Source organism: Mycobacterium numidiamassiliense (genome assembly GCF_900157365.1).
Lineage (GTDB): Bacteria > Actinomycetota > Actinomycetes > Mycobacteriales > Mycobacteriaceae > Mycobacterium > Mycobacterium numidiamassiliense.
This window is the reverse complement of record NZ_FUEZ01000003.1, coordinates 1,616,913-1,641,228: the sequence shown is the minus strand read 5'-3', so window position 1 is coordinate 1,641,228 and position 24,316 is coordinate 1,616,913. Positions and strand designations below refer to the sequence as shown.

21 protein-coding genes and 1 pseudogene are annotated in these 24,316 nt (G+C 66.3%); 7 read left to right on the top strand and 15 right to left on the bottom strand.

The window, feature by feature from the left end; all coding sequences use genetic code 11:
• The first annotated feature begins 11 nt into the window (after positions 1 to 11).
• Positions 12 to 455: a MarR family winged helix-turn-helix transcriptional regulator gene (locus MNAB215_RS07665; RefSeq protein ID WP_077078164.1), complete on the top strand. Its 444-nt coding sequence runs from the start codon at positions 12 to 14 to the stop codon at positions 453 to 455.
• Positions 456 to 457: 2 nt separating this feature from the next.
• Here MNAB215_RS07665 and MNAB215_RS07660 read toward each other — a convergent pair whose 3' ends face one another.
• The 7 genes and pseudogenes from MNAB215_RS07660 to MNAB215_RS07630 form a co-directional block, all read right to left on the bottom strand.
• Positions 458 to 1,231, bottom strand: a complete 774-nt coding sequence (locus MNAB215_RS07660; protein ID WP_083746030.1) for an HD domain-containing protein — start codon at positions 1,229 to 1,231, stop codon at positions 458 to 460.
• Positions 1,232 to 1,242: 11 nt separating this feature from the next.
• The gene (locus MNAB215_RS07655) at positions 1,243 to 2,064 is read right to left on the bottom strand and encodes a polysaccharide deacetylase family protein (protein ID WP_077078163.1); all 822 of its coding nucleotides are present in this window, start codon (positions 2,062 to 2,064) and stop codon (positions 1,243 to 1,245) included.
• Between the two features lie 217 nt (positions 2,065 to 2,281).
• Positions 2,282 to 3,664, bottom strand: a complete 1,383-nt coding sequence (locus MNAB215_RS07650) for an alpha/beta hydrolase (protein ID WP_077078162.1) — start codon at positions 3,662 to 3,664, stop codon at positions 2,282 to 2,284.
• 141 nt (positions 3,665 to 3,805) lie between these two features.
• A complete protein-coding gene (locus MNAB215_RS07645; RefSeq protein WP_077078503.1) occupies positions 3,806 to 6,085 on the bottom strand; it encodes a heavy metal translocating P-type ATPase in 2,280 nt (759 codons plus the stop codon).
• 200 nt (positions 6,086 to 6,285) lie between these two features.
• Positions 6,286 to 6,495, bottom strand: a pseudogene (locus MNAB215_RS30645) (SDR family mycofactocin-dependent oxidoreductase); the annotation flags it as partial.
• Between the two features lie 30 nt (positions 6,496 to 6,525).
• Positions 6,526 to 7,590: a hypothetical protein gene (locus MNAB215_RS07635; protein WP_077078160.1), complete on the bottom strand. Its 1,065-nt coding sequence runs from the start codon at positions 7,588 to 7,590 to the stop codon at positions 6,526 to 6,528.
• A gap of 24 nt (positions 7,591 to 7,614) precedes the next feature.
• Positions 7,615 to 8,742, bottom strand: coding sequence for a sulfotransferase family protein (locus tag MNAB215_RS07630; protein WP_077078502.1), 1,128 nt, complete (start codon positions 8,740 to 8,742; stop codon positions 7,615 to 7,617).
• A gap of 204 nt (positions 8,743 to 8,946) precedes the next feature.
• Between MNAB215_RS07630 and MNAB215_RS07625 the strand changes: the two genes are divergently transcribed.
• Positions 8,947 to 9,414, top strand: a complete 468-nt coding sequence (locus MNAB215_RS07625) for an SRPBCC family protein (RefSeq protein WP_077078159.1) — start codon at positions 8,947 to 8,949, stop codon at positions 9,412 to 9,414.
• Positions 9,415 to 9,470: 56 nt separating this feature from the next.
• Here MNAB215_RS07625 and MNAB215_RS07620 read toward each other — a convergent pair whose 3' ends face one another.
• Both MNAB215_RS07620 and MNAB215_RS07615 read right to left on the bottom strand, forming a co-directional pair.
• Positions 9,471 to 10,100, bottom strand: coding sequence for a TetR/AcrR family transcriptional regulator (locus MNAB215_RS07620; protein WP_077078158.1), 630 nt, complete (start codon positions 10,098 to 10,100; stop codon positions 9,471 to 9,473).
• A gap of 147 nt (positions 10,101 to 10,247) precedes the next feature.
• Entirely contained in the window at positions 10,248 to 10,922 is a 675-nt protein-coding gene (locus tag MNAB215_RS07615; protein ID WP_108637546.1) for a trimeric intracellular cation channel family protein, read from the bottom strand.
• Positions 10,923 to 11,005: 83 nt separating this feature from the next.
• Here MNAB215_RS07615 and MNAB215_RS07610 point away from each other — a divergent pair, with 83 nt between their 5' ends.
• From MNAB215_RS07610 to MNAB215_RS07600, 3 genes are all read left to right on the top strand, one after another.
• Complete coding sequence (locus MNAB215_RS07610; protein ID WP_077078157.1) at positions 11,006 to 11,620, top strand: TetR/AcrR family transcriptional regulator; 615 nt, start codon at positions 11,006 to 11,008, stop codon at positions 11,618 to 11,620.
• Positions 11,621 to 11,708: 88 nt separating this feature from the next.
• Positions 11,709 to 13,508 carry a flavin-containing monooxygenase gene (locus MNAB215_RS07605; protein ID WP_077078156.1) on the top strand — a complete coding sequence of 600 codons (1,800 nt, stop codon included), beginning with the start codon at positions 11,709 to 11,711 and terminating at the stop codon, positions 13,506 to 13,508.
• On the top strand, positions 13,505 to 15,097 hold the full coding sequence (locus MNAB215_RS07600; protein WP_077078500.1) for a flavin-containing monooxygenase: 1,593 nt from the start codon (positions 13,505 to 13,507) through the stop codon (positions 15,095 to 15,097). Before MNAB215_RS07605 ends, MNAB215_RS07600 begins: the two co-directional genes overlap by 4 nt.
• A 16-nt stretch (positions 15,098 to 15,113) precedes the next feature.
• Here MNAB215_RS07600 and MNAB215_RS07595 read toward each other — a convergent pair whose 3' ends face one another.
• Positions 15,114 to 16,514, bottom strand: coding sequence for a DUF2252 domain-containing protein (locus MNAB215_RS07595; protein ID WP_077078155.1), 1,401 nt, complete (start codon positions 16,512 to 16,514; stop codon positions 15,114 to 15,116).
• A gap of 140 nt (positions 16,515 to 16,654) precedes the next feature.
• Here MNAB215_RS07595 and MNAB215_RS07590 point away from each other — a divergent pair, with 140 nt between their 5' ends.
• Both MNAB215_RS07590 and MNAB215_RS07585 read left to right on the top strand, forming a co-directional pair.
• A complete protein-coding gene (locus MNAB215_RS07590; protein ID WP_077078154.1) occupies positions 16,655 to 17,737 on the top strand; it encodes a sulfate ABC transporter substrate-binding protein in 1,083 nt (360 codons plus the stop codon).
• An 18-nt stretch (positions 17,738 to 17,755) separates the two neighbouring features.
• Entirely contained in the window at positions 17,756 to 19,531 is a 1,776-nt protein-coding gene (locus MNAB215_RS07585) for a SulP family inorganic anion transporter (RefSeq protein WP_083746064.1), read from the top strand.
• A gap of 2 nt (positions 19,532 to 19,533) precedes the next feature.
• Here MNAB215_RS07585 and MNAB215_RS07580 read toward each other — a convergent pair whose 3' ends face one another.
• From MNAB215_RS07580 to MNAB215_RS07560, 5 genes are all read right to left on the bottom strand, one after another.
• Positions 19,534 to 20,373, bottom strand: a complete 840-nt coding sequence (locus tag MNAB215_RS07580) for an SDR family oxidoreductase (protein WP_077078152.1) — start codon at positions 20,371 to 20,373, stop codon at positions 19,534 to 19,536.
• A 60-nt stretch (positions 20,374 to 20,433) separates the two neighbouring features.
• Positions 20,434 to 21,729, bottom strand: coding sequence for a sodium/calcium exchanger protein (locus tag MNAB215_RS07575; RefSeq protein WP_077078499.1), 1,296 nt, complete (start codon positions 21,727 to 21,729; stop codon positions 20,434 to 20,436).
• A gap of 250 nt (positions 21,730 to 21,979) precedes the next feature.
• Complete coding sequence (locus tag MNAB215_RS07570; RefSeq protein ID WP_077078151.1) at positions 21,980 to 22,798, bottom strand: SDR family NAD(P)-dependent oxidoreductase; 819 nt, start codon at positions 22,796 to 22,798, stop codon at positions 21,980 to 21,982.
• An 18-nt stretch (positions 22,799 to 22,816) separates the two neighbouring features.
• Positions 22,817 to 23,227 (bottom strand): nuclear transport factor 2 family protein, encoded by a 411-nt coding sequence (locus MNAB215_RS07565; RefSeq protein ID WP_077078150.1) that lies wholly within the window; start codon positions 23,225 to 23,227, stop codon positions 22,817 to 22,819.
• Positions 23,224 to 24,267, bottom strand: coding sequence for a zinc-binding dehydrogenase (locus MNAB215_RS07560; RefSeq protein ID WP_077078149.1), 1,044 nt, complete (start codon positions 24,265 to 24,267; stop codon positions 23,224 to 23,226). Before MNAB215_RS07560 ends, MNAB215_RS07565 begins: the two co-directional genes overlap by 4 nt.
• Positions 24,268 to 24,316: the final 49 nt, after the last annotated feature.

Sequence of the window (24,316 nt, the reverse complement as noted above, 5' to 3'; positions counted from 1 at the left end):
ACTCATGAGCCATGCGACGTGTTCTCGACGGCCAGTGGAAACCCACCGTGCCGGCGCTGGTAAATCTGGTGGCCGCATCCGGGGCTCCCCGCTTGCGGGCGGCGTTCGCCGCGGCGGGACTCGACGGGATCCGCCCGGCGCAGGCCGTTGCCCTGGTGCCGCTGGTGGCCGGCGGATTGCATGCGTCGGCTCTGGCCGACCGGCTTCGGGTGAGCCGGCAAGCCGTGGCGCAGGCCGTCAGCGGGCTCGAGCGACACGGTTATGTCACTAGGGTGCCCGACCCCGCCGACGCCCGTGCCCGCATCATCGAACTGACCGCACGCGGGCGCCACGCCCTGCGGGTGATGCGGTCCAATGCCATCGATACCGAAAAGCGCTGGCAAGAGTTGTTGGGGGAGAACCGGTTACACGAGCTGCGTGAGACGCTGGTGGTGTTGCTGTCGGCCGACGGCTGAGGTCAGGAGTCGAATGGCGCAAGCCGCACGGCCAACGGCATTCCACAACGAACGAGCAGCCCCATGCGCCCCTTCGGCGAGGCCGCGGCCTCCGCGCGAATCATCTGTACAAGTTCACGCTTGAAATCGCCTCGCGGATAACGGCGTATCACCTCCGCGACGTTATCGGGTGCGATGTCCCAGGCGCGCAGTCCGGCACCATCGACCATCGCCCCCCACTGCAGGTAGCAGCCGATCGCGCCGTCGGCTTCGAGCCTGACCCCGGGCGTCGCGTGCACACAGATGCCGTCGGCGAGCAGGTCCGTGCGTTCGACGCCGACGTTCGCCGCGTCCGCGCAGCGCAGCATCCGGTCGACGCCGCCCAGGGTGAAGTCGCGGCCCGGTGTGGGCGTGACGATGCCGTAGTCGTGCAGCAGCGCCCCGCAATAGAAGAGTTCGTCATCCATCGTCGAGCCATCAACGGCCGCAAGGGCATTCCCGAACAACCAGGTGCGATAGGAATGGCCCTGAAGCGTCGGTGGCAATTCCGCGCAGGCCTCCTCGGCCTCACGCGCGAATGCGGAATCGGGTACCACGAATGCGTCCAAGTCGACCCGGGCGGCGGCGGCCGGAATTCTGCCCAGCGCGAGTTTGGCTCTGCCGATCGCGTTCTCCCACTGGCCGATCGCGGTGGCCCGTAAAACACGGAGGCGCTCTGCGCGCGACAGCAGGCCGCCGGTGCGACGAGTCCAGGCCAGGCCACCCAGCCGCTGCGGATCCGGCGTGTTTGGGGCCAATCTGGTTGTCGCTAAGGGGTTCTCAGGAAGATGTCGTTGAGCGTGCAGGTGCGCAGGTTGCGCTCGCGGATGGTGTCGACGAGTTGCGGATAGACATGCGTGACGGGCAGGTGATTGAGGTGACCGATCACAATGTTCTGCGGAGTGAAGTATTCGTCGGCCATCTTGACGATGTATTCCTCGGTGATCAACGTCGAGTCCGACAACGACCCCGACCACAGGGTGGGAACGGTGTAGCCGAGGTAAGCCGCCACCGAGTCGACGGTGGCGTTGCGCTTGGCGTAAGGCGGCCGGTAGTACGGCTTGGCGCCGACCCCGTAGGTCTTCTTCAGGAACTCGTCGTTGCGCTTGAGCTCTTCTTCGACCTTGCTCTGCGGCACCGACGTCAGATCCGGATGCGACCAGGTGTGGTTGCCGAGCTGGATCTGCCCGGATTCCACCAGCGGTCGCAGCGTCGGCAGATTGTCGGTCCACGAGTTGTAGATGCCGTTGACGAAGAACGTCATCCGCATGCCGGTGTCCTTGGCCAACTGCGTGTAGGCGCGCACCACGTCGCTGTTCACACCGTCGTCGAGCGTCAGCGCCAGCAGGTCGCCGTCCCCGGGAATCTTCATGAGTGCTCCGCCACCCGGCAACGGGATGCGGGCACTCAGCGGCGGCGGCGGCAACAAGGCCGACGCGGAGCCGGGCGCGGTCGGTCCCGAGGTCGCGGCGGCGGTCCCGGCGGGGACCTGAGCAAAGGTCCGCGGTTGCGGATCCACGATGAGCCGAGCCGCCCCCACGCTGGCAACGGTGGCCGCGGCGAGCGACCCCAGGAAGCGTCGGCGATTCATGACCCCACCCCGGTTATCCGGCTGCGCGGCTCTGAAAAGGAGGAAAAGTGTGCGGCGCGGTGCGCGACAGGCGAGCCCGCGTACGGGACGCCGATCCTGCCAATCTTCGCAGCCACAGCAGCGAACCGTACCACTCCCCGCTGCAATATGCCGGGTGCGTTACGGGAGGGTCAGGTGTGAATTCGGGTTGCAAATCGGTAACGGCGACGAGCGTGCCTCAGTGCGATTCGCCGCTGCTCCGCTGGGGTAGTTGCACAGGCTCGGCATCCGGGGTGCCCAGCGTCGCGGCCAACCACGGCAGCGCCGCGGTGAACGCTTGCGCAGCAAACGGCCAGTCATGCTTGCCCGCCTGGGTGACCACCGCGCAGGCGATCCCATTGGCGCCGGCGATAGCGCACAGTGAGTTCGCGGCGGCATCCTGGCCCTCCGGGTTGGCGGACGACAAATTATCGAGGGCGGGATTGGCCGCCTGCGCCATGCTGTGTGCGCCGGGCGGCGCGGGGATGTCGAACCAACCCGACACCCCGGTATAGCGGCCGTGGCGGGTGATGACGTTGCTGGGGTCGAACTCGGCCCAGGCGGCGGCGTTGCCGCCGAACAACCGGGCGATGCTTTGGTCGGTGGGGCCGACGTTGGGGCGGATGTCGCCGGCGATGTCGACGAATGCGCTGAACATGTCGGGGTGCATGACGGTCGTGGTGACGGCGCAGGTGCCGCCCATCGACCAGCCGGCGATGCCCCAGTTGGTCCGGTCGGCGCTCACCCCGAAGTTGGAGACCATGAACGGCACCACGTCCTTCGTCAGGTGGTCCGCGGCGTTACCCCGGCTCCCGTTGACGCACTCGGTGTCGTTGTCGAACGAGCCGGTCGGATCGACGAACACCAGCGCCGGGGCGAAGCCGTGATGATGGGCCGCGAAATCGTCGATGGTGTCGAACGCGTTGCCGGCGCGCAGCCAGTCGGCCGGAGTGTTGAACGCCGAACTGATCATCATGACCGTTGGCAGCTTGGGGGGCGGATTGCTGCTGAACCAGGCGGGCGGCAGGTAGACGAGCTCCTGGCGGTGCGAGAAGTGCGACGCGTCGGCGTCGATGTTCACCGGAACGACGACGCCTTTGGTGGGCTTTGTCCCCTCGATCTGCATCGCCGTGACGCGCAGGCGATCGATCTGGTCGGGTAGGGGCCCGGACGTCAGCTGGTTCCACGCACTGAGCACGGTGGGGAAGTAGCCGACCCACATGTTCAGCGCGACGCTCGCGCACAACACGCACAGGGGTACCGACAGCACCGCCACGCCGCGACGCCACCAGCGCGCGCCCGGCCACCCCAGCAGCAGCACGGCGGCGGTCAGGCCGCTCATCGCGATCCACAGCCACAGCGACACCGGCGCCGGGTCGCCGGCGAGCCCGATCGATCCGATGTACCAGTACGACAGGCCGGTCACCGCACCGGCGGCGATGAGCGCCGCCGGTAGTGCGCGCTTACGCCAGCCGCGCCGGCGCCAATCGACGGCAGCGACGGCGACGAGCAGCGCGAGGACCTGTAGTGCCGGCGGCAACCAGCCGCGCAGCAAGGACAGCTGTCCGAAGAATTCGCGCAACGATCGTGACCTTCACTACATCCAAATGCTGCGCGCTGCTGCGCCGCAGTAACGGGCCGGCATCGCGCCACTTTGCGAGGCCGACGTGGCTTGGTGGTCAACCCATCCGCCGTTGCCTGGCAATGCGGTGGGCTAGATCAACTATCCCACATCGCCTTCGGTGGTCATTCCGGCGAAGGAACGCAGCCGCAGGCTGTTGCCCACCACGAAGACGCTGGAGAACGCCATCGCGGCGCCGGCGAACATCGGGTTGAGCAGGCCCAGGGCGGCCAGCGGGATCGCGGCGACGTTGTAGCCGAAGGCCCAGAACAGGTTCATCTTGATCGTGGCCAGCGTCTTGCGGGAAAGCCGGATCGCGTCGGCCGCAGCGCGCAGGTCGCCCCGCACCAGGGTGAGGTCCGCGGCTTCGATCGCGACATCGGTGCCGGTGCCCATGGCCAGCCCCAGGTCGGCCGTGGCCAGAGCGGCGGCGTCGTTGACCCCGTCGCCGACCATCGCGACGACCCTGCCCTCTGATTGCAAACGGCGCACCGCGGCGACTTTGTCGGCGGGCAACACCTCGGCGATCACCTGCGCGATACCGATCTCGTCGGCGATGCGCCGCGCAACCGTCTGGTTGTCGCCGGTCAGCAGCACCGGCGTCAACCCGAGCCGGGTGAACTGCCGGACGGCCTCGGCGCTGGTCGGTTTGACGGTGTCGGCGACCACCAGAATGCCGCGGGCGCTCCCGTCCCAGCCGACCGCGACAGCGGTTTTGCCTTCGCCTTCGGCGCGGGCCTTGGCCGCGAGCAGCGCCGCATCGAGCCGTTGGGCGCCGTCGGCGAGCAGGCTCTCCCTGCCGACGAGGACGTCGCGGCCCTCGACGACGCCGCGTACGCCCTTGCCTTCGACCTCCGCGAAGTCCTCGGGCGTGGGCAGCGGGCCGAGTTCGGCCTTCGCGCCCTTGGCGATTGCCTTGGCGACGGGATGTTCGGACGCGTCCTCGAGGGCGCCGGCGTAGCGCAGCAGCGTTCCGCGGTCGGTGTCACCGGTGGTGACGACGTCGACGAGGGCCATCTTGCCGGTCGTCACGGTGCCGGTCTTGTCGAGCACGATGGTGTCGATTCTGCGGGTCGACTCCAGCACCTCGGGCCCCTTGATGAGCACGCCGAGCTGGGCCGCGCGACCGGTGCCGACCAATAGTGCGGTCGGAGTGGCCAGCCCGAGCGCGCACGGGCAGGCGATGATGAGCACCGCGACGGCGGCGGTCAGCGCCGCGGTGAGCGCGAAGCCGGCAACCAGCCACGCGGCCAGGGTGGCCAGGGCGATGGCAATGACGATCGGAACGAAGACGCTGGAGATGCGGTCGGCGAGCCGCTGGACTTTGGCCTTGCCCGCCTGGGCCGCCTCGACCAGCCTGGCCATCTGCGCCAGTTGTGTCTCGTCGCCGATTCGGTTGGCGCGCACGACAAGACGCCCGCCCACATTCACGGTGGCGCCGGTGACGGCGTCGCCCGGGGCGACTTCAACCGGCACGGATTCACCGGTGAGCATCGAGGCGTCCACGGCCGACGACCCGGACACGACGATGCCGTCGGTGGCGATCTTCTCGCCGGGACGCACCACGAACTCGTCGCCCACCCTGAGTTGCTCGACGGGGATGCGGGTCTCGACACGTGGAGCGTCGGGCCGAAGATCGGGTCGCAGCACCGCGACGTCTTTGGCGCCGAGCTCCATCAGGGCCCGTAGCGCGGCACCCGCGCGCCGCTTCGAGCGCTTCTCGAAGTAGCGGCCGGCCAGGACGAACAGCGTCACACCCGCGGCGACCTCGAAGTAGACATTGCCGGCTCCACTGCGGGCGGCGGTCAGCGCGAAGTGGTGGTGCGCATGCGCCGTGCCCGCCGTGCCCAGGAACAGGGCATAGAGCGACCACAGGAACGCCGACAGCGTCCCGATCGAGATCAGGGTGTCCATGGTGGCCGCACCGTGTTTGAGGTTGACCCAGGCGGCGGCATGGAAGGACCGGCCCGCCCACAGGACGACCGGCGTGGCCAGCGCCAGCGACACCCACTGCCAGTTGCGGAATTCCCACGCGGGGATCATCGCCATGGCGATCACCGGGGTGGCCAGCACGAGGGCGGTGATCAGCCGGATGCGCAGCGACGCCAGCTCCGGGTCGCCCGCCGCGTCCCGCGTCGCGGACCCGACGCGGTGCTGCGGCAGAACGGCCGTGTAGCCGGCCTTTTCCACCTCGGCGAGGAGCGTGTTGGGGTCATACCCCGACGGCACGGCGACGGTGGCCGTTTCGGTCGCGTAGTTGACCGTCGCGTGCACGCCGTCCAGCTGGTTCAGTTTCTCCTCGATGCGCATGGCACACGAGGCACAGCTCATCCCAGCGATCTCGAGCTTGACGCTGCTCATCTCGGCTGGTGACGCGGTCATCTGGGAAATTCTGCCTGTCGCGTCGCGGTGCCGCAGTCCTGGGTCGGGCCGGTTGCGCCTCACCCGGTGTTCGCTGGTCGTCATGACACTCCCTTCCATATACCCATTGGGGGTATACAGCAAATGCCATAACATATACCCCCTTAGGGTATATGAGTCAAGCGTTGGGCGCCCTGCTATTGCCGAAGGTGGGAGCAGGGCGCCTGCGGCGTGATCTGATCCCGCGGCGATGGACCGCAGATCCCGGCGTTCGCGACGGTGATGTCGAGGCGACCGAGCTGCGCGACCGCCGCGGTGATCACCTTCCGGCCGTCGGCGCCTTCGGCGGATAGGCGTATCGCGTGTGCCCGTCCCGGTCCACGTGCGGCGCCGGTAACCAGCGGGACCCTCCTCGAGATTGACTGGCTCATCGGTCTTTTGAGTTCTCTTCGGCCGCTCGCCTAGTCGCGGGTGATCTTGTCGAGCGGATTGGATCGCTCGAGCATGCCGTAAGCCTGTTCGCCGTCCCAGCTGTATCGCACCCCGGCCTGCTGTACCGCGGGGAAGCTGGTCATCTCCTGTTTGAGGGCCTGCATCGAATACATGTCATCGTTGTGGTGAATGTCGTGCGTGGAAAAGACTGTCTTCCCTTCGATTTCGATGACGCCGTCGGCGGTCTGTAAGACGAGCGAGGCGTCTTCGCCCAGCGGTTGCAGCCGAGTCAGCCATGGGGCACGGACGGCCCGGGCGGGGATCAGGCCGCCGTCGCCGGTGAAGACGAATCCCTCGTTGAAGGTGGGCTGGCCGTCGGGACGCGGGGGATAGGCGATGTAACCGAATGCCTTTCCGCTGCCGAACACGGCCGACTGCCAGCAGTGCCCCCAGAAGCCGGCGAGCTTGCGCACACCGGTACGGCGGATGCGCAGCCCGCTGCCGGTGAACTCGTGCCGTTCACCCGCGGCACGGAATTCGCCTGTGGCGGTGAACAACTGCTCGTAGCGTGGTCCGCCCATCATGGCGCCGACGCTCGAGGTGCGAAGTTGTGTGTCGGCGTCGGCCTGCAGCGCGCCCTGCACCCAGGGCGGCACGGCCATCTTGGTCTCGACGTGAAAACTGATGTCCACCGAGGGGCCGTCCTTCGTGCCCGCGACCAAATCGGCCGACGACGTCTGCACCGCGGGCCCGCCGTACGTCATCGTCCAGGTGTCGAAGGGCTCGATGCAGCGAAATGCCAAGCCCCCCGCCCCGAGCACGGTCGCCCGGCCGTCGGGTCCCTGGGCGGGCAGCGATGGCCCGTTACCCCGCAGCCGATACACCCGGCCGTCGGGGAAGGCGACATTGAGCTGGATGTCGTGGGCGTCCCAGTTCGCGCCGACCGCTTCGATTCCGATCCGCGGCAAGCCGATCTCACCGCGATCGTCGACGACCCAGAAGCTCACCGAGTCCCGCATCTCCGGGTCCTGCGGCCGGTCGGCCAGCACGTATTCGCGGGACGGGTCGATCCCGCCCGTCAGATCAATGGCCATCAAATGCCCTTCGTTCCTTGTCTTTTAGTGCGTGGTCCACCGTCGAGCGCTCTCGACATACGGCGCGAACCGGGGCCGCACCTCGCCGAAATCAATGCCGAACGCAACCGGGTCCGCGTGCGAACTCGGCTCACGCTCGGCGGCGGCGTGCTCCCACCAACTCTGCATCCGCGCCTCGAACTCCGCACCCACCGGGGCGCCCAGCCACGCGTACAGGCCGACTACCTCACCGATCGGATCGTTCTGCATGGCACGAAAGTCGATGTCGTAGAACCGATCCTCGGTGCCGCCGGCCCGAAACTTCAGCGCCCGCTCCATGCCCAACGACCAGTGCTCGACGTTGAGCCTGCCGATGTAGGGCCGGTCGATCTCGGTGCTGAACGACCCGATGATGTCGGCATACAGATCGGCCACCGACAAGATGACGTCGGTGGGATCGCGGTGCGTCATCACGAAGCGGGCGTCGGGAAATGCCGCGTTCAGCGCGTCGAGCCACAGGACGTGCGACGGGCATTTCAACCGCCATGGCCGTTGCGGCTCACCCCAGGCCAGCAGCTTCATCACCCGTCGCTGATATCTCAATGTCGGGGTCAGATCGGCGTCGTGCACCAACCATGCTGAATAGGAAGGGATTTCGGCGAAGGACTGAAAAATGTGCGACTTGAAGTCCAGCGCCATGAGCTCATGGCACTCCATCGGGCCATGGGTGTCGCCGGGGACGTGGTAGCGGGTGCCGAGCATCTCGCCCTTGTCGGGTGGGATGCGGGGGTCGACGCCCCGCACTGTCGAGGGCGGTGGACAGGGTTGCGAGGACTCCCACCGGCGTAGGTAGCGCACGTCGGGATCCTGGGCCAACAGCATGGACAACGCGGTGGACCCGGTCCGGGGCAGGCCCAGGCCGATCAACGGTGCGGTGATGGGGACGTCGTCGATCTCGGGGTGCCGCCGATACCAGTCTTCGACCTGCAGGCGCTGCGACAGGTAGCCCACGATCCGGTGCCGCAGGAACGCCGCGCCGCGGTCGTTCATCCGCGCCTCGTCCCGCAGCGACGACAACAGGATCTGCAGGCCGTCGGTGAAAGAGTCGTCACCGAAGTCGGTGAGGCCGGTCTGCGCGCTGGCCTCGGTCATCACCTCGCGCGTGGTAAGCACCTCGGCACCCACCTCTCAGGTCAGCCGGATCGTCGCGGTATCGCTGCTCTTCGCGGAAAGCCAGCCATGCCGAACTTATATTGTTGCTACCTGGGGAAGTGACTGATATCGCCAAGTTCGTGCCGTCGACGGTATGGGATCCGAATTCGCCCGAACCGCAGACTTAGCCGGGACTAGGCTGCGGGGTGGACCGAAGGAGGCGCCATGACTGTCATCGTTGTCGACGCGGGACCCCATCAAGTCAGCCGATCGGTTGACGTGGCCGCGCCGGCCGCGGAGCTGTACGCCATGGCTGCCGATCCCCGGCGCCACGCCGAACTGGACGGATCGGGCACCGTTCAAGGCAATATCAAAGTCCCCGATGTGCTGGTTGTGGGTTCGAAGTTTTCGACGAGCATGAAGATGCTGGGCATGCCGTACCGCCTTACCAGCACGGTGACTGCGCTGGAACCCAACGAATTGGTTGAATGGCGTCATCCGTTCGGCCACCGGTGGCGCTGGAAATTCGAAGAGCTCTCCCCGACTTTGACCCGGGTCACCGAGACGTTCGACTACCGCGATGCTGGTGCGATCAAGAACGCCGTGAAGTACTACGAGCGAACGGGGTTCCGGAAATCCAACGCCTCCGGCATCGAGGCGACGCTGGCCAAGCTGCGGGACCGCTACACGTAGCCGTGAACTAAATGCCGACAGCGCCGGAGGCGTTGCACCACAACGGTTTTGCCAGGTCAGGGCCGGCGCGCGAACAGTGATCCCCTGATGAGTTTCTTGGCCGAGCCCAGGGTGGCTTCGTAGGCTTGCGGCGACAGGCTCGCCGCGCGTTCCGACAAACCGCGGGTCAGCGCGCAGATCGTCTCCACCACGGCCGCCGGATCGGTCTCGGGCGATAGCGTTCCCCGTGCTCGAGCGTCGGCAACGATCTCGGTGACGATGTTGCGCAGCGCCCTGGATTCCGGGTGCCGCGGGCTCTCCTGCCGCGACTGCGTTGCGCCGCCCGCGCGCACCGCGCGCAGGAAGGCGGTCAGGTAGGGATAGTCGGCGATCAATCGTTGCGACTCGTCGAGCACCGCATCCAGTCGGTCCGCGACGTCGTCGGATTGCGCCGCGGCCGCACGCAGTCGGGGTGCGACGATGTCCTCGATCTCGTCGCCGGCCGCGTCGAGCAGGTCGGACTTGTTCGGAAAGTAGTGGTACAGGCTGCCACTCGTCATGTCGGCAGCGCGGGCGATCTCGCGGATCGTCGTTTGTGCATAGCCGACTTCGGCCACGCAGCGCATCGCCGCGATGAGAATTCGGCGCCGAGTCTCTTCGGCGTTTGCCCCCACCGGACGGCCGAGCTGAGACGGCGAGACAGTCATGCCGCCCGGTCGCCTCGGCAGGTTCGCCGCACACTCACCGGACGCCTCCGCGCAAGACAGTTCTCATCGATCCGTCGAATATATTCCACCGCTGCGGTTTGCCGGTCCAGGCCGTCGGGTTCGAAGAGCAGATCGGTTCCCCACGCCTCACGGGCCACTGTTCTTCGGGCGTCGGATCTTTCGCCGCGTCGCGCGATATTCCCACTCCGGGCTCTGGCGCAACTGCCAGCCACGCCAGCGGGCCAGCAGACACCAACCCGCTCCGACGACCACCCCTAGCAGGGTGCCCGCCGACGCCAGGCCGCAACGGCTGAACACCACGACAGTGACGCTCGCGGCCACCGCGCAGGTCGCGTAGAGGGTGTTGCCGCCGAAGATCGCGGGAGTGCGGTTGACGGCCAGATCGCGCAGGGCCCCGCCGCCGACCGCGCTGATCGTGCCCAGCAAAATCGCGGGCAGCCAAGTCAACCCGACGCTCAACGTCTTCTCGGTGCCGACCACCGCCCAGGTGCCCAACGCCAACGCGTCGACGACCGGATACGTCAGCGACCACATCCGTCCGCCCAACGGGATGAGGAAGGCCACCACCGCACCCGCGATCGCGACGATCACGTAGAGCGTGTCGGTCAGCGCCACCGGCGGCCCGTGCTGCAGCAAGGTGTCGCGGATCAGGCCGCCGCCCAGTCCGGACAGGATGGCCAGGGCGACGAATCCCACCGGGTCCATGCGAAATTCGCGGGCGACGATGCCACCCAGCACCGCGTTCACCAGGACACCGGCCAGGTCGATTGAGCGGGTGAACTCCGCCACGGTGATGTTCACGGTCGGTCACTCACCGATCGAATATATTCGACCGTGGCAGCTACGGTCCGCAGATCAAAGTGCAAGTGAGGACACGACCGACCATGCCCCGAACACAGCTGGGCCGGCCCGTCGGCGCCAGCGGCGAAGAAACCCGCCAGCGGATCATTGTCGCGACCATGAGATGTGTTGCGCAGGTGGGCTATTCGCGGGCGACGATTCGTGAGATAGCGCGCATGGCCGATGTGACCAGCGCCAGTCTGTACAACTACTTCCCGAATAAGTCCGAACTGATCAACGCGACCATCGCGGCGCGGGCCGATGCGGCGATGCCACGGCTGCGTAAGGCGGCAGAAGGTGCGGGCGACATCGTCGACCGGATCGAGGCGGTACTCGACGAATGCGGCGCGTTGATGCGCGAATACCCGGACCTGGCTGCGTTCGAATGGGCCATCCGGGCGGAGAATGCGAGCACCGGACAGCGGCGGGAAGCGGAAGGGTTCGAGACGTTTCGCGACATCATCGAGCAGGCCGTGGCGGACGCGCACCGGCGCGGTGAACTCGGTGATCACCCGGATCCTCGGGGCGCCGTGGAGGCCGTCTATGCGTTGATCTACGGCCTCACCGAGCTGGCGGCCACCATGGTGCCCGAGGACTACCAGGCCGCACTGAGCTCGGCCAAGGTGCTGGTCAGGGGAACGTTGTTCAGCCGGTCGTAGCCTGCACCGGCCAATTCGGTGCCGCGTTTCCTTGATACGATCAACTGATTGATTATAGAGTCGGCTCACGACGAGTGGAGCCGAGACCGTGACCGAGACTGCTGGCCTGACGTTCGACGTGGCAGCGCTGCGGCAGAGGTATGCCGACGAGCGCGCCCGGCGGATTCGCCCCGACGGTATCGCCCAGTACGTCGAGATCGCCGGCGAGTTCGCCCGGTTCGGCGAGGACCCCTGGGTCGACGGGACGTTTACCCGCGAGCCGCTCACGGACGAGGTCGACGTGGCGATCATCGGGGCCGGCTTTGGTGGGCTGTTGACGGGCGCGCGATTGCGTGAGCTCGGTGTGGACAGTGTGCGGTTGATCGACCGCGCGGCCGACGTGGGTGGCACGTGGTACTGGAATCGGTACCCGGGGATCGCCTGCGACGTCGAATCTTATGTGTACATCCCGCTATTGGAAGAGCTCGGCTACATCCCGGCGGAGAAGTACGCCAAGGGGGCCGAGATCTTCGCCCACTGCCGGCGCATCGCCGAGCACTACGATCTGTACCGCGACGCGTGCCTGCAGACCGATGTCCAGGAAATCCGCTGGGACGCGACGTCTTCCCGGTGGATCATCCGGACCAACCGGGGCGACGAGATGCGAGCGAAATTCGTTTCGATGGCCAATGGCTATCAAGCCAAGCCCAAGCTGCCGGGCATCGCAGGCCTGGGATCGTTTCGTGGCCACGCCTTCCACACCAGCCGCTGGGATTACGCTTACACCGGCGAGAAACTGGAGAACCTGGCCGATAAGCGGGTCGGCATCATCGGTACCGGGGCGACCGCGATCCAGTGCGTGCCGCACCTGGCCGCGGCCACCCAGCACCTCTACGTCTTCCAGCGCACCCCGTCGTCGGTGGACGTGCGCGCGAATCAGCCCACAGATCCACAGTGGGCCAATGCATTACAGCCCGGCTGGCAGCGAGAGCGTATCCAGAATTTCCAAATCCTCACCGCGGGTGGACAGGCGGCCGAAGATCTGGTCGCCGACGCCTGGACGAGCATCACCCGCAAGCTTCCGGTGATGCGGCACGACAGCGACGGGGCGCTGGACCCCATACAACGCAGCCGCGACATCGAGATCGCGGACTTCGCCAAGATGGAGGAGATCCGGGGCCGGGTCGACGAGATCGTCGCCGACTCAGCCACCGCCGAGGCGCTCAAACCCTGGTACGGATACTTCTGCAAGCGGCCGTGCTTCCACGACGAGTATCTGCAGACGTTCAACCGGGACAATGTGACGCTGGTCGACACCCGTGGCCGCGGCGTGGAGCGCATCACCGAGTCCGGCGTAGTCGTTGACGGCGTCACCTACGAGCTCGATTGCCTCATCTTCGCAACGGGTTTCGAGGTGGGCACCGACTACTCCCGCCGCACCGGGTTCGAGTTGATCGGCCGCGACGGCGCGACGCTGACCGAACGCTGGAGTGACGGCGTGCGCACCTTTCATGGCCTGTGCGCCAACGGTTTTCCCAACTGCTTCATCGAAAGCATCTCCCAGGCCGGCCTGACGGTGAACTTTCCCTACTTGCTGGACGTGCAGGCCACGCACGCCGCCTGGATCATCGCGTGGGCTCTCGAACACGGCGCGAGTGAAGTCGAGGCATCGCCCGGCGCCGAGGCCGCCTGGGTCGACACGGTGGTAGCCCGGTCGGCCGCCACCGCCGCGCGGGCCAGCACCTGCACCCCCGGCTACTACAACCGGGAAGGCAAGGCGGACGCCAAAACTCGGCAAGGCAGCTTCTTCTTCGGTACGCCCACCGAGTACGCGGACATCTTGGCGGCGTGGCGGGCGACGGGGGAGCTGGACGGGCTCGACATCCGTGGCCCGAAGGCAGCGCCATGACAAGCCGGCGGGCCCGGCTGCGATATGCGGCCGGGCGCGTCCGGGCGCTGACCCGGCGCCGGCGCGCACCGAAGGTGGCGATCATCGGCGCGGGGTTCGGCGGCCTCGCGACCGCGGTGGCATTGCGCCGCAACGGGATCGACGACCTGGTGATCATCGAGGCCGGCGACGGAGTAGGCGGCACCTGGCGTCGCAACACCTATCCCGGCGCCGCCTGCGACATCCAGAGTCACCTGTATTCATTTTCGTTCGCGCCCAACAAATCCTGGAGCCGCACCTACGCGCGGCAGCCCGAGATCCTCGCGTATCTGGAGTCGGTGACTGACGACTTCGATCTGCGCCGCCACCTCATGCTGGACTCTCACGTGCGTGCGCTGCGCTGGAACGCGCAGAGCCATACCTGGGATTGCGACGTGGACCGCGCCGGCAACATCAGCACGCTGACCGTCGACGTCGTGGTCTGCGCGGTCGGCCTGTTCGGGTCGCTGAAGTTGCCCGACATCGAAGGTCTGGCCGACTTCACCGGCGTGCTCATGCACACTGCGCAGTGGGATCACCGCGTCGACGTGGCGGGCAAGAAGGTGGCGGTGATCGGTACCGGTGCCAGCGCGGTGCAGGTTGTTCCCGAATTGGCGAACATCGCGGAGCGGGTGACGGTCTTTCAGCGCACCCCGCCGTGGATGGTCCCCAAGGACGACCGCCCATACAGCGCAACTGAATTGGCGCGATTTCGGCTGAATCCGCTTGCGGTGCCGCGGACCCGCTGGCAGATCTGGAAGTTTCAGCACGACAACACCGCGACCTTCGCCGACGACCCGATTGTCACCGCGCGTAGTCAGTTCGCGACGTCGTTCCTGGAACGCACGGTGTCCGATGAGCGACTTCGACTCGCGTTGACCCCCGGCTACCCGTTTCGCTGCAAGCGAGTGCTGCTCGGCGACGACTACTACCGGGTGCTGCAGCGAGACAACGTCGAGCTGGTCACCGACCCCATCGACCGGATTGCCGACACCGCGGTCGTCACCACCGCCGGCCAGGTCGTCGACGCCGACGTGATCGTGTTGGCCACCGGATTCGAGACGTCGCGTTACCTGTCGGGCATCGACATCGTCGGCGCGAACGGCCTTTCCCTGCACGATCATTGGGGCGACGATCCCAGCGCGTACCTGGGCGCTGCGGTCAGCGGCTTCCCCAATTTCTTCATGCTCTACGGCCCGAACACCAACCAGGGCGGCAACTCGATCGTCTACATCCTGGAGGCCGGGGCGCGCCTGGTCGCCAGCGCCCTCACCCGGCTGGCGCGGCGCGGTGGATACCTCGATGTCCGCTCTGAAGCGCAAAGCCGTTACAACGCAGAGCTGTCCCGCGATCTGGAGCGCACCATCTGGACTAAGTGCGACAGCTACTTTCGTTCACCCACCGGCCGCATCGTCACGCAGTGGCCCTACACCGAGCTGGACTACGCCCGCCGGACCTGGCGGCTGCGCCGACGGGATTGGCTGCACCGCAGCGGCGCGGCTCCGGCCCGTCGGCCGGGCCTAACCGGTGCCGGAGTCGATGACACCGCGAACCAGTTGACCGGCGGCTAGGTCATCGTCCTGCCCGTCAGCGGGCCGGATCCTCGGCGACCTCGATATCGCCGGCCGCCGCTGCGGCGCGCAGCTGGTGAAAGTCGTCGAGGGATTTGTCGGCGTAGGCATACGACCATTCGGCGACCGCCTCGTGCACGGCGTTACTGGTGCCGACATATCCCCGCAGGATGGACGCGTTCGCGCTCTGCGCGTGCGCCCGGGCCAGCAGCACCGCACAGGCGACGACGTATTCGGAGAAGATCGACGCCGACATGCATTCGATGTCGACGCTGCCCTTCATGTCGTTGAACTGACGGACGTAGTAGTCGCGGCCGTCCTTGCGTGTCGTCCCCAGAAAGACATCCGACATCGCCTGCAAGATCAGCTGGCCGTCGATGACGCGCACGCCCTGGCCTCGGGTCTCGACGGCCGCAGTGAGGGTGTCCGGCTGGGGCCAACCGCCGTATTCGTCGAGCACCGATCGGGTGGCCTCTTTGATCTGCAGGATCAGCGGACTTCCGTTGGGGCCGACCAGGATAACCAAGTAGCACCGGGTACCGACGCTGCCGACTCCGACGACCCGAAGCGCGACATCGGTGACGCGAAAGTGTGACAGCAGCAGCGCCACGTCGGCCGGGACCGCCGCGAGATACTCCTGAATCGACTCGATCAAGGGGGCTTCGACGTCCTCGTCGACGTGCTGCAGGACGGGCGGCGCTTCACGCAGGCGCGGAGTTCCGTCCGGGCCAATCTCCATGATCTGCTTGAAGACTCGCGCCGACGTTCGCTTGCGCGCGCGGGATATTGTCTTCTGAATCACCGCCTGCAGGCCCTTGGATACCTTCCCGGTGTAGTGCTCGGGTTCCACCCGCAGGTAGTAGCGGTCCAGAACGTCCATCTCCTCGAGCATGGCCTCAAGGCTGGTCTGATAGCCGACCAAGGCCTCTTCGATACATCGCCGGATGGCCTTGGCCGGGTACCCGGCATGGCGGCCGCCGATGATCGCGCTGGTGATCAGGCGTTTGACATCCCACTCGGACGGCGCGACCGCGGCCTCATCGAAGTCATTCAGGTCGAAAACAATCGACCGGTGCGGGGCGGCGTACAGACCGAAATTCGAGATATGAGCATCGCCGCAACACATGATCTCGATCCCACTGGACGGGCTGGCGGCGAGGTCGGCAGCCATGACCGCTGCCGAGCCTCGGTAAAACGAAAACGGGTCGGCGAGCATTCGGGCAAACCGCAGCGGGACGAGTTCGGTGAGGCGCCCGGCATTCTGGTCGACGAGAATTTCCGTCGCGGTTCGGGTGGACGGTGTCAGCTGTGCGAGGGACCGTCGGGGAGCCGTCTTGCGCAGCCCCCGGCCGCGTGCCAGATCCTCGCTCGGAACTTCGAGGTCGATCAGGCGGTCACGCAATGCCCGTTGCGGCATTCGACCAGCATAGGTAGCGAGCGTTATTTACGTCAGGGTGATTTTCACGGCTGTCGGCAGGTGGCCTGACGGTTAACATCGTTGGAAATGCTCAGAGCCAGACTCGGTGCTACTAGATCGCTGTGAGGGGACGCCTGCCAATGGTAGAAACGCCTCCGTTGGCTAAGCGTGCCCTGGTCTGGCGCCGCATCCCCTGGCTCAACCTCCTCGGCGTGGTGGCCGTCGTGCTGGCCGGCACGGCGCTCGTGGTCAAGAACGTCCCGAACGCAGGGGCCAATCAAATCCTGAACGTGTCCTACGACCCGACGCGCGAGTTGTACGCGGCGATCGATAAGGCGTTCGTCCCGCAATATCGCGCGCACTCCGGAATCACGGTGGATATCAAGGAGTCTCACGGCGGGTCGGGGCGGCAGCTGCGTAGTGTCCTGGACGGCACCCAGAAGGCCAACGTGGTGTCGCTGGCGCTGATCAGCGACATCGAGACCCTGAGCAAGCGCGGTTTGATCGCCGCCAACTGGCAACAGCGACTGCCGAACAACTCGGTGCCCTACACCTCGACCATCGTGTTCGTCGTGCGCAAGGGCAATCCGAAGGCCATCCACGACTGGCCTGACCTGATCAACACGGGAGTATCCGTGGTGAGCCCCAATCCGCGCACCTCCGGCAACGGCCAGCTGAGTGTGCTGGCGGCGTGGGGCTCGGTGACCACCCGCGGCGGCAGTCCGGCGCAGGCGTCCGCCTACGTCAAGACGCTGTTGACGCATGTCGCGGTGTCCGACGCCGGTGCCCGCGGCGCGGGCGACAGCTTCACCCTGGCGAAGATCGGCGATGTCCAGTTGACCTGGGAGAACGAGGCGCTGCGCGAGGTTGCCGCGAACAAGGACGAGTTGGAACTCGTCTATCCGCCGGTCAGCATCCTGGCCGAGCCGGCGGTGGCTTGGGTTGATGCCAACGTCGCCGATCCCAATACCGCGACCTATGCCAAGGCCTACCTGGACTACTTGTTCACCGACGCCGCACAAGAGCAGGTCGCGCAGTACGGCTATCGGCCGTTCAAAGCGGACATCCTGGCCAAGCATGCCGACCGGCTACCGCCGCTGGCGCTGTTCCCGATCACCGCCATCGCCAAGGACTGGAGCGATGCGCGCGAGCAGTTCTTCGGCACCAACGGAATCCTGGACGCGATCTCGGCGGCGCCGCCTGGAGCGGTGTCGGGAATCTAGCGGAAAGACGTGTACAAGGTGGGCTTTGCTCTGAATTACGACCTGGTGAAGGGCCGGCATGATGTGATCGCCGGCCTGACGGTCGCCGCCATCTCGTTTCCCCAGGCGATGGCGTACGCGCTGATCGCCGGGGTCGACCCGCGCTTCGGCGTGTACTCGGCGATCGTCGTCACGATCGTGGCCTCGATCTTCGGCTCGTCCTCGCACCTGATCAACGGCCCGACGAGCGCCATCTCGCTGTTAGTTTTCACCGCACTCGCCTTCATCGATTCGGAGAACAGCAAGGAGCTCTTCGAAGGACTGTTTTTGTTGGCGGTCCTGGTTGGCGCGTTTCAGATCGTGATCAGCTTGTTCAAGCTGGGCAACCTGACTCGCTACATCTCCGAATCGGTGATCGTCGGCTTCATGGCGGCCGCGTCGTTTCTGCTCGCCGTGGGGCAGCTGGGCAACGCACTGGGGGTGCGCGACAAGGGCAACGGCCACATGCAGGTGTTGCATCGCGTGTGGCTCACCTTGACCCACGGGGATCACATCAACTACCGCGCGCTGATCCTCAGTGCCGGCGCGGTGATCCTGGCGGTCGTCCTGCGCAAGCTGGTGCAGCGCTACGGCTGGCCCCAGATCGACATGCTCGCGGTGCTGATCATCACCGCACTGATCGCCTACTTGGCGGGATGGTCGGTTCCCGGCGCCAACGGACATACCGCGGTGTCGGTGGCGGCCAAGATCCCGCGCAGCCTGCCCGGCCCGCATGTCCCCGAGGTCCATACCGAGTGGCTGCCGCATCTGTCGACGGGAGCGCTGGCCATCGCCTTCGTCGGCATCATCGAAGCGCTGTCGATCGCCAAAGCCATTGCCTACCAAACCCAGCAGAAGATCGACTACAACCGGCAGATCATGGCCGAAGGCCTGGCCAATCTCGCCGGCGGCTTCTTCCAGAGCCTGCCCGGCTCGGGCTCGCTGTCGCGCTCGGCGATCAACTTCCAGTCCGGCGCCAAGACACGGTTCTCCGGCATCGTCTCGGCCGCAACCGTTGCCGCGGCGCTGCTGCTGTTCGCCCCGCTGCTGCGGTATGTCCCCCAGGCCGCACTGGCCGGGCTGCTGCTCGTCACCGCGGCGCGACTGGTCGATTTCAAGCGCTTGTTCTATACGCTCAAGGCGTCCCGCTACGATGCGGGCCTGGTGATCATCACGGCATTCACCGGGGTGGCAATCGATCTCGACAAGTCGGTGCTGCTCGGCGTGATCCTGTCGATCGTTCTGTTCGTGCCGCGCGCCGCCAAGCTCAAGGCCAAAGAGCTGGTCGTCACGCCTGAACGTGTTGTCCGCGAACGCATTTCGGGCGACTCGGCAGACCCGTCGATCGTCATCTACGACCTCGAGGGCGAGCTGTTCTTCGGGGCCGCACCGGAACTGGACCGTTACCTGCAGGCCATCAGCAAGCGGATCACCGACGACGACATCAAGTTCCTGGTTTTGCGGCTCAAACGGGTGCGTAATCCCGACGTTGTCTGCATCGAGCGCATCGAGCACTTCCTGCGCGAAGAGACCAACCGCGGTGTCGCCGTGCTGCTTGCCGGGGTGCGCCCCGACACGCTGCATGTGTTGAACAACGTTGGGTTCCAAAGTTGGTTCACCCCAGAGCATGTCTTCCCCGAAGAGGACGAGGAGTATTCAGCGACGCTGAAGGCGGTGCGCTACGCGCACAACAAGCTGGCCGAGCTGAAGCTCAAGCCGCCGTTCACGTCCGCGCCCGAAATCGCCCCGCACGTCGACCTCTACTACCTGGTCTGACGTCAGCCGTTGGCAGCGGCCGCTCGGGCGCGCTCCCGCATCGACGCGACCACACCGCCGTCGTTGAGGATGTCGGTGCCGGTGAGGTAACCGGCCTTGTCGCTGACGCAGAATGCCAAAAGCTCCGCCATCTCCTCCGGCTTGCCCCACCGCGGGACGGCCGCGTCGGCGACCATGGCCCCGGCCCCGGCCTGCTCCTCGAGCCGGCCCATCTCGGTGTCGACGGACCCCGGCGAGATCGAGACGATGCGCAATCCGCGCGCGTTGAACCGTTCGGCCTGGGACTCGCTGTACCATCTCACAAAGTTCTTGCTCGCGGCGTAGGCGTAGCCCGAGCGCGCTTCCTCGGGTATGGCGTTGCACGCCAACACCATTGCATCGAAGAAGGCGTCAGCGTCGCTCAGCGCCAGCGGAAACTGGCCTGTCGGAACAAATTCCTCGGGTATCAGGTAGGCGGCCATCGACGCGACGTTGACAATCGCGGCGCCCTCGCCCGCGTTCGCGTGGAACTCCTCGTTGACGTTGATGGTGCCGACGGCATTGGTGCGCATGACATAGTCGGCGGCACCCATGCTCGGGCTCACTCCCGCGGTGTGGATGACCGAGGCGAGGGTGCCGAGGCGTGTTGCGGTGTCGAACAGGTCTGCCACCGCGCCCCGGTCGGTGACGTCGCAGTTGACGGCCGCGGCATCGATCCCGATGTCCTTCAGCGTTGCGGCCGCGTTGTCGAGCCGTTCCTGCCTGACGTCGCAGAGGACTAACGCGTGGTCGCGGCCAACGATTTTCGCGGTGGCCAGACCCATGCCGCCCGCGCCGCCTGTAATCACCGACACTCGATTCATACCTGGACCGTATACGCAGCGAGATTTCGTGCGGAGCCTCGGGCCGTGCTGGACGTCGCCTTATGCCGGGGTAGGGCTCTCCGAATCGTGGTGCGGGTGGCCGCTATGCCGAATGGCGGTCCCGAGGAATGGCGCCTGCAGCGTGGCGACAAGCTGTCGGCGGTTGACGATCAGCCCGCCGACGGCGATGACGCCGTAGACACCGCAGAGAACGAGCCGTCCCTCGGTCGACGTCAGGGGGAACTGGACGATGAACAGTCCCAGCAGCGCCCACGCCGAGGCCCGACCGAAACGCAGGGCCAGGATCAACGCGACACCCATCAGTGTCTGGCTGGCGGTGAGCAGGACTTCCTCGACCTGGCGAGGGTCGAGCACCAGGGAGAATCCGCCACCGCCCAGCAGATGGGCCAACGGCAGCGATCCGATCAGCAGCGTCCACTGGTTGACCTTCGACGAGATCAGTGTGGCAATGGCATCGGTGCCCTTGCCGCGGGAAGCGAAGATGGTCGCGATGATGAATTCCGGGGCCTCGGAGGCCAGCGGGGCGAGCCACTGAACCAGCAGGAACCGGTCGATGCCCAGCTCGGTACCCGCCGCGACCAGATTTTCGGCAAAGGGTTTCGCGCACAGCAGGATCACCGCGCCGGACACCACGAAGAGGCTGACGACGACGGACCGCCGGCTGCGGTCCGACAGCTCCCCGAGAGCGGCGGCGGTACCTATCAGGTCGGGTTCCTCCACGTCGCCGTGGCTGATTTTGTAGAGGTAGAAGCCGAACCACGCCAGCAGCGCCAGTCCCAGCGCCAGGTGGATCTCGCCGCTCGCCGGAATCACGAACGCGACCACGCCGGCGATCAGCAGGAAGCCGAGTTCGACGCGATTGGCGGGCTCCAGCGTCACACCGGTGGGTTTGCCGGCGCCGGTCTTTCGCGCCACCAGCACGCTGACCAACACCACCACCGGCCAGCCCAGGCCCATCAACAGCCGGTTCGATCCGGTCATGTTCGCCGCGGCGTACTGGGTGTAATCCGGGTTGTGCCCCGACACGTACGCGTAGTAGAGGTCGACGGCGTATTCGGGCAGCACAGCGACCAGCGCGAGCACCGCGATTGCCAGGCCGCCGGAGACATCGATCTGGGCTGCTTCGGCTCCCCAGGCCAGCAGGAAGCTGGCCGCCACCACAGCGGCCCCGTAGATCAGCAGGGCGACGACCGGGTCTGGTTGCAGGCCGGCGATCCGGACCACGACTGCGGGGATGATGAAGACGGCGGTGATCAGCGCCGACCGGGTCAGGACGCGCCAAGGTGCGCGGATGGCCGTCGAGACGGCCGCGGCGGGCTTATCGGTGGCGCGCATCGTCATCTTTCAAACTCGTCGATGGGTGCCGATCGTCACTGGCTCTTCGGCTCGTGGCCGGGGCTTGACCTGCGTGCTCACGCTACCCGTCCGACCGTCATCCAGCAACGTCGTGGAGACGCAAAGCTACGGCGCTCTCCGTGCTGTCTTTGCTGGCCATGGGCCGCAATTTAGAAAGTTAGGGAATACTAACTTCAAACTTTGGCAAACCGTTGTTGGCGAGCCCGGGTCTACCGGCGGCTCGCCCGCGCTACCGATCCGGGCCCATCGACGCGGCGGCGGCCTGGGCAAACAATTCGACGGTCTGGTTGCGGGTCAGTGCGGACAGCATCTGCTCGGCGGCGCGCATCATGTCGCCCGCCATGTAGGTCGGGCCGTTGCCCAGGTTCTCGAATGCCTCGGCGATGACCTCGTCCACGGAGGCGGCCCCGTCGGGCGCCGCGTCGGGTGAACTTATCTGGCCGCGGCTGTATTCGAGTTGTCGCAAAGCGGGTGTGTTGGTCTTGCCCAGGATCAGTCCCAAAACGTCGACCCCTTTGTCGTGCAGCTCGGCCCATAGCGCCTCGGCGAAGACCATGTCGAATGCTTTGGAGGCGCCGTAGGCGACCATGTTGGCCGCCCCGGCCAATCCGGCGCCGGATCCGAAGATGACGATTCCGCCGCTGCCTCGTTCGACCATTGCCGGGGCGAAGTGATGGCACAACTGCATGGGCACCATGCAATTGCGGTGCACTATCGCTTCGGCGGCTCCGATGGGATTGTCGAGGAAGGGTTCGTAATTCGGATCGGCACCCGCGCAGTACACAAGAAAGCCGATCTCCAGGTCGCTGGTCGCGGCCGCGACTACCGATGCCGCATCCGGCGCGGCGAGATCCACAGCGAGGGTGCGTGTTTGAGCCGATGTCCGGGATTCGATCTCGGCGGCGACCTGATCGAGGACGGCCTGGCGGCGGGCCAGCAGCACAACGTTGACACCGCGTTCGGCCAGTCCGGCGGCGAACGCGGCACCCACGCCGTCGGAGGCGCCGGCCACCAGCGCCCACGGCCCGTATTTGATTGCGAAGGTCACTGAATACTCCTGCCGTCGCTACTGACCGAACGCCGTGATGCGCACCGGGGTGAACCGGCGTCGCGCAATGCGCCAGCCATCGGGGGTCCGCACCACCTCGTCGTCGTAGAAACCCCACGCGTTGACGCCGGATTGGTTGTCGCCCATCATGATTACCGCATCGATATAGGTTCGCGCCGAAGCCTTGTCACCCTCGACGGTGATGGCCTGGTTAGTCAAGCGGTGCAGGGTGTGGCCGGCCATCGCATGCGTCTTGTCCATGAAGTCGGTGACCTCGTCCACGCCATGCCATGTCCCGATCTCGCCGTAGTCGAGTTCGCAGTCGTCGGTGAACACCGTACGAAACAGCGGCCAGTCGCGGCGGTCGATTCCGGTGGCATAGCGCACCAGCACATCCGCGATGTCCTGGCGGTCTTCTCGTTCGCTCATTCGATATCTCCGTTGGGGTGCACAATGATTCGTGGCGGTCCGGCTGATTTGCGTGCGAGGTCGAGCGCTGCGGGGACCTCGTCGAGGCCGATGACACTGCCGACACTGGGCAGTGGGTCCAGTCGTCCTTCGGCGATGGCGTCCAGCGTTCCGTACCAGTCCTGGGGGTGTGGTCCGCCGCCGAATTGGATGGTGACGCCTTGCCGAGTCGCGGTGGTGATGTCCAGGGTGTCGCCGGTGTACCAGCCACCCGCGCAATAGATCCGAGTGGCCATTTCGGCGGATTCGACGAGGTGCTGGATCAGGCCGGCGGCGCCCACACATTCGAAGACGACGGCGGGCCCGGGCACTCCACGTTCGGCCCGCACTTCCTGGAATGCGTCGAACGGTGGCGTCTCGGCTGGGTCGACGACGACGTGCGCGCCGAAGCGATCGCGGGCCAGCTCACGTCGTTCGGACTTGTAGTCCGCCACAATGATCGGCTCGATCCCGCGGCTGGACAGGGCGGCGACCGCCGACAGGCCGATCGCCCCGGCGCCGATGACGATGGCGACCTCGCCCGGTTGGACCTGCGCCGAGCGCACGTAGAACTCGCCGACGGCGAACGCGTCGGTGAGCGCGGCGGCGTCGCACGAGACGCCGGCGGCGACGGGCTTGGCCGCCACTTCCGAAACCACCAGCAGCTCAGCGAAACTCCCCGGCGCCTCGGGGTGCTGGCCGATGATCCGCAGGCCACCGGCGCCGCCGTCCACCAGCCGGATCGGCATCGCCGTCACACGCGAGCCGATCGCGAACTGATCCGTGCAGCCGGGGCCGTGCGCGATCACCTCGCCGACGAATTCGTGGCCGAGCACGATGTCGAGGTCCTCGTCATACAGGGACCGGCCGGTCGGGTCGTCGATCGCGAGTTCGGGATGATCCATGAAGTGCACGTCCGACGCACAGATCGCGGTGCTCAATGTTCGCAGCAACAACTCACCCGGCCCGGGCTGAGGGTCCGGCGTCTCACGAACCTCGAGTCGGCCGGCTCTCAGCACCACAGCGCGCAATGCGTCCGCTCCATTTTGTCGAATAATCGAGTTAAAGTAT

What these genes read in the sequence shown, in the direction of transcription:
- MNAB215_RS07665 (WP_077078164.1), top strand. Translation starts at nt 12, where the DNA reads ATGCGACGTGTTCTCGACGGCCAGTGGAAACCCACCGTGCCGGCGCTG.
- MNAB215_RS07655 (WP_077078163.1), bottom strand. Translation starts at nt 2,064, where the DNA reads ATGAATCGCCGACGCTTCCTGGGGTCGCTCGCCGCGGCCACCGTTGCC.
- MNAB215_RS07645 (WP_077078503.1), bottom strand. Translation starts at nt 6,085, where the DNA reads ATGACCGCGTCACCAGCCGAGATGAGCAGCGTCAAGCTCGAGATCGCT.
- MNAB215_RS07635 (WP_077078160.1), bottom strand. Translation starts at nt 7,590, where the DNA reads ATGGCCATTGATCTGACGGGCGGGATCGACCCGTCCCGCGAATACGTG.
- MNAB215_RS07625 (WP_077078159.1), top strand. Translation starts at nt 8,947, where the DNA reads ATGACTGTCATCGTTGTCGACGCGGGACCCCATCAAGTCAGCCGATCG.
- MNAB215_RS07620 (WP_077078158.1), bottom strand. Translation starts at nt 10,100, where the DNA reads ATGACTGTCTCGCCGTCTCAGCTCGGCCGTCCGGTGGGGGCAAACGCC.
- MNAB215_RS07610 (WP_077078157.1), top strand. Translation starts at nt 11,006, where the DNA reads ATGCCCCGAACACAGCTGGGCCGGCCCGTCGGCGCCAGCGGCGAAGAA.
- MNAB215_RS07600 (WP_077078500.1), top strand. Translation starts at nt 13,505, where the DNA reads ATGACAAGCCGGCGGGCCCGGCTGCGATATGCGGCCGGGCGCGTCCGG.
- MNAB215_RS07595 (WP_077078155.1), bottom strand. Translation starts at nt 16,514, where the DNA reads ATGCCGCAACGGGCATTGCGTGACCGCCTGATCGACCTCGAAGTTCCG.
- MNAB215_RS07590 (WP_077078154.1), top strand. Translation starts at nt 16,655, where the DNA reads ATGGTAGAAACGCCTCCGTTGGCTAAGCGTGCCCTGGTCTGGCGCCGC.
- MNAB215_RS07580 (WP_077078152.1), bottom strand. Translation starts at nt 20,373, where the DNA reads ATGAATCGAGTGTCGGTGATTACAGGCGGCGCGGGCGGCATGGGTCTG.
- MNAB215_RS07575 (WP_077078499.1), bottom strand. Translation starts at nt 21,729, where the DNA reads ATGCGCGCCACCGATAAGCCCGCCGCGGCCGTCTCGACGGCCATCCGC.
- MNAB215_RS07565 (WP_077078150.1), bottom strand. Translation starts at nt 23,227, where the DNA reads ATGAGCGAACGAGAAGACCGCCAGGACATCGCGGATGTGCTGGTGCGC.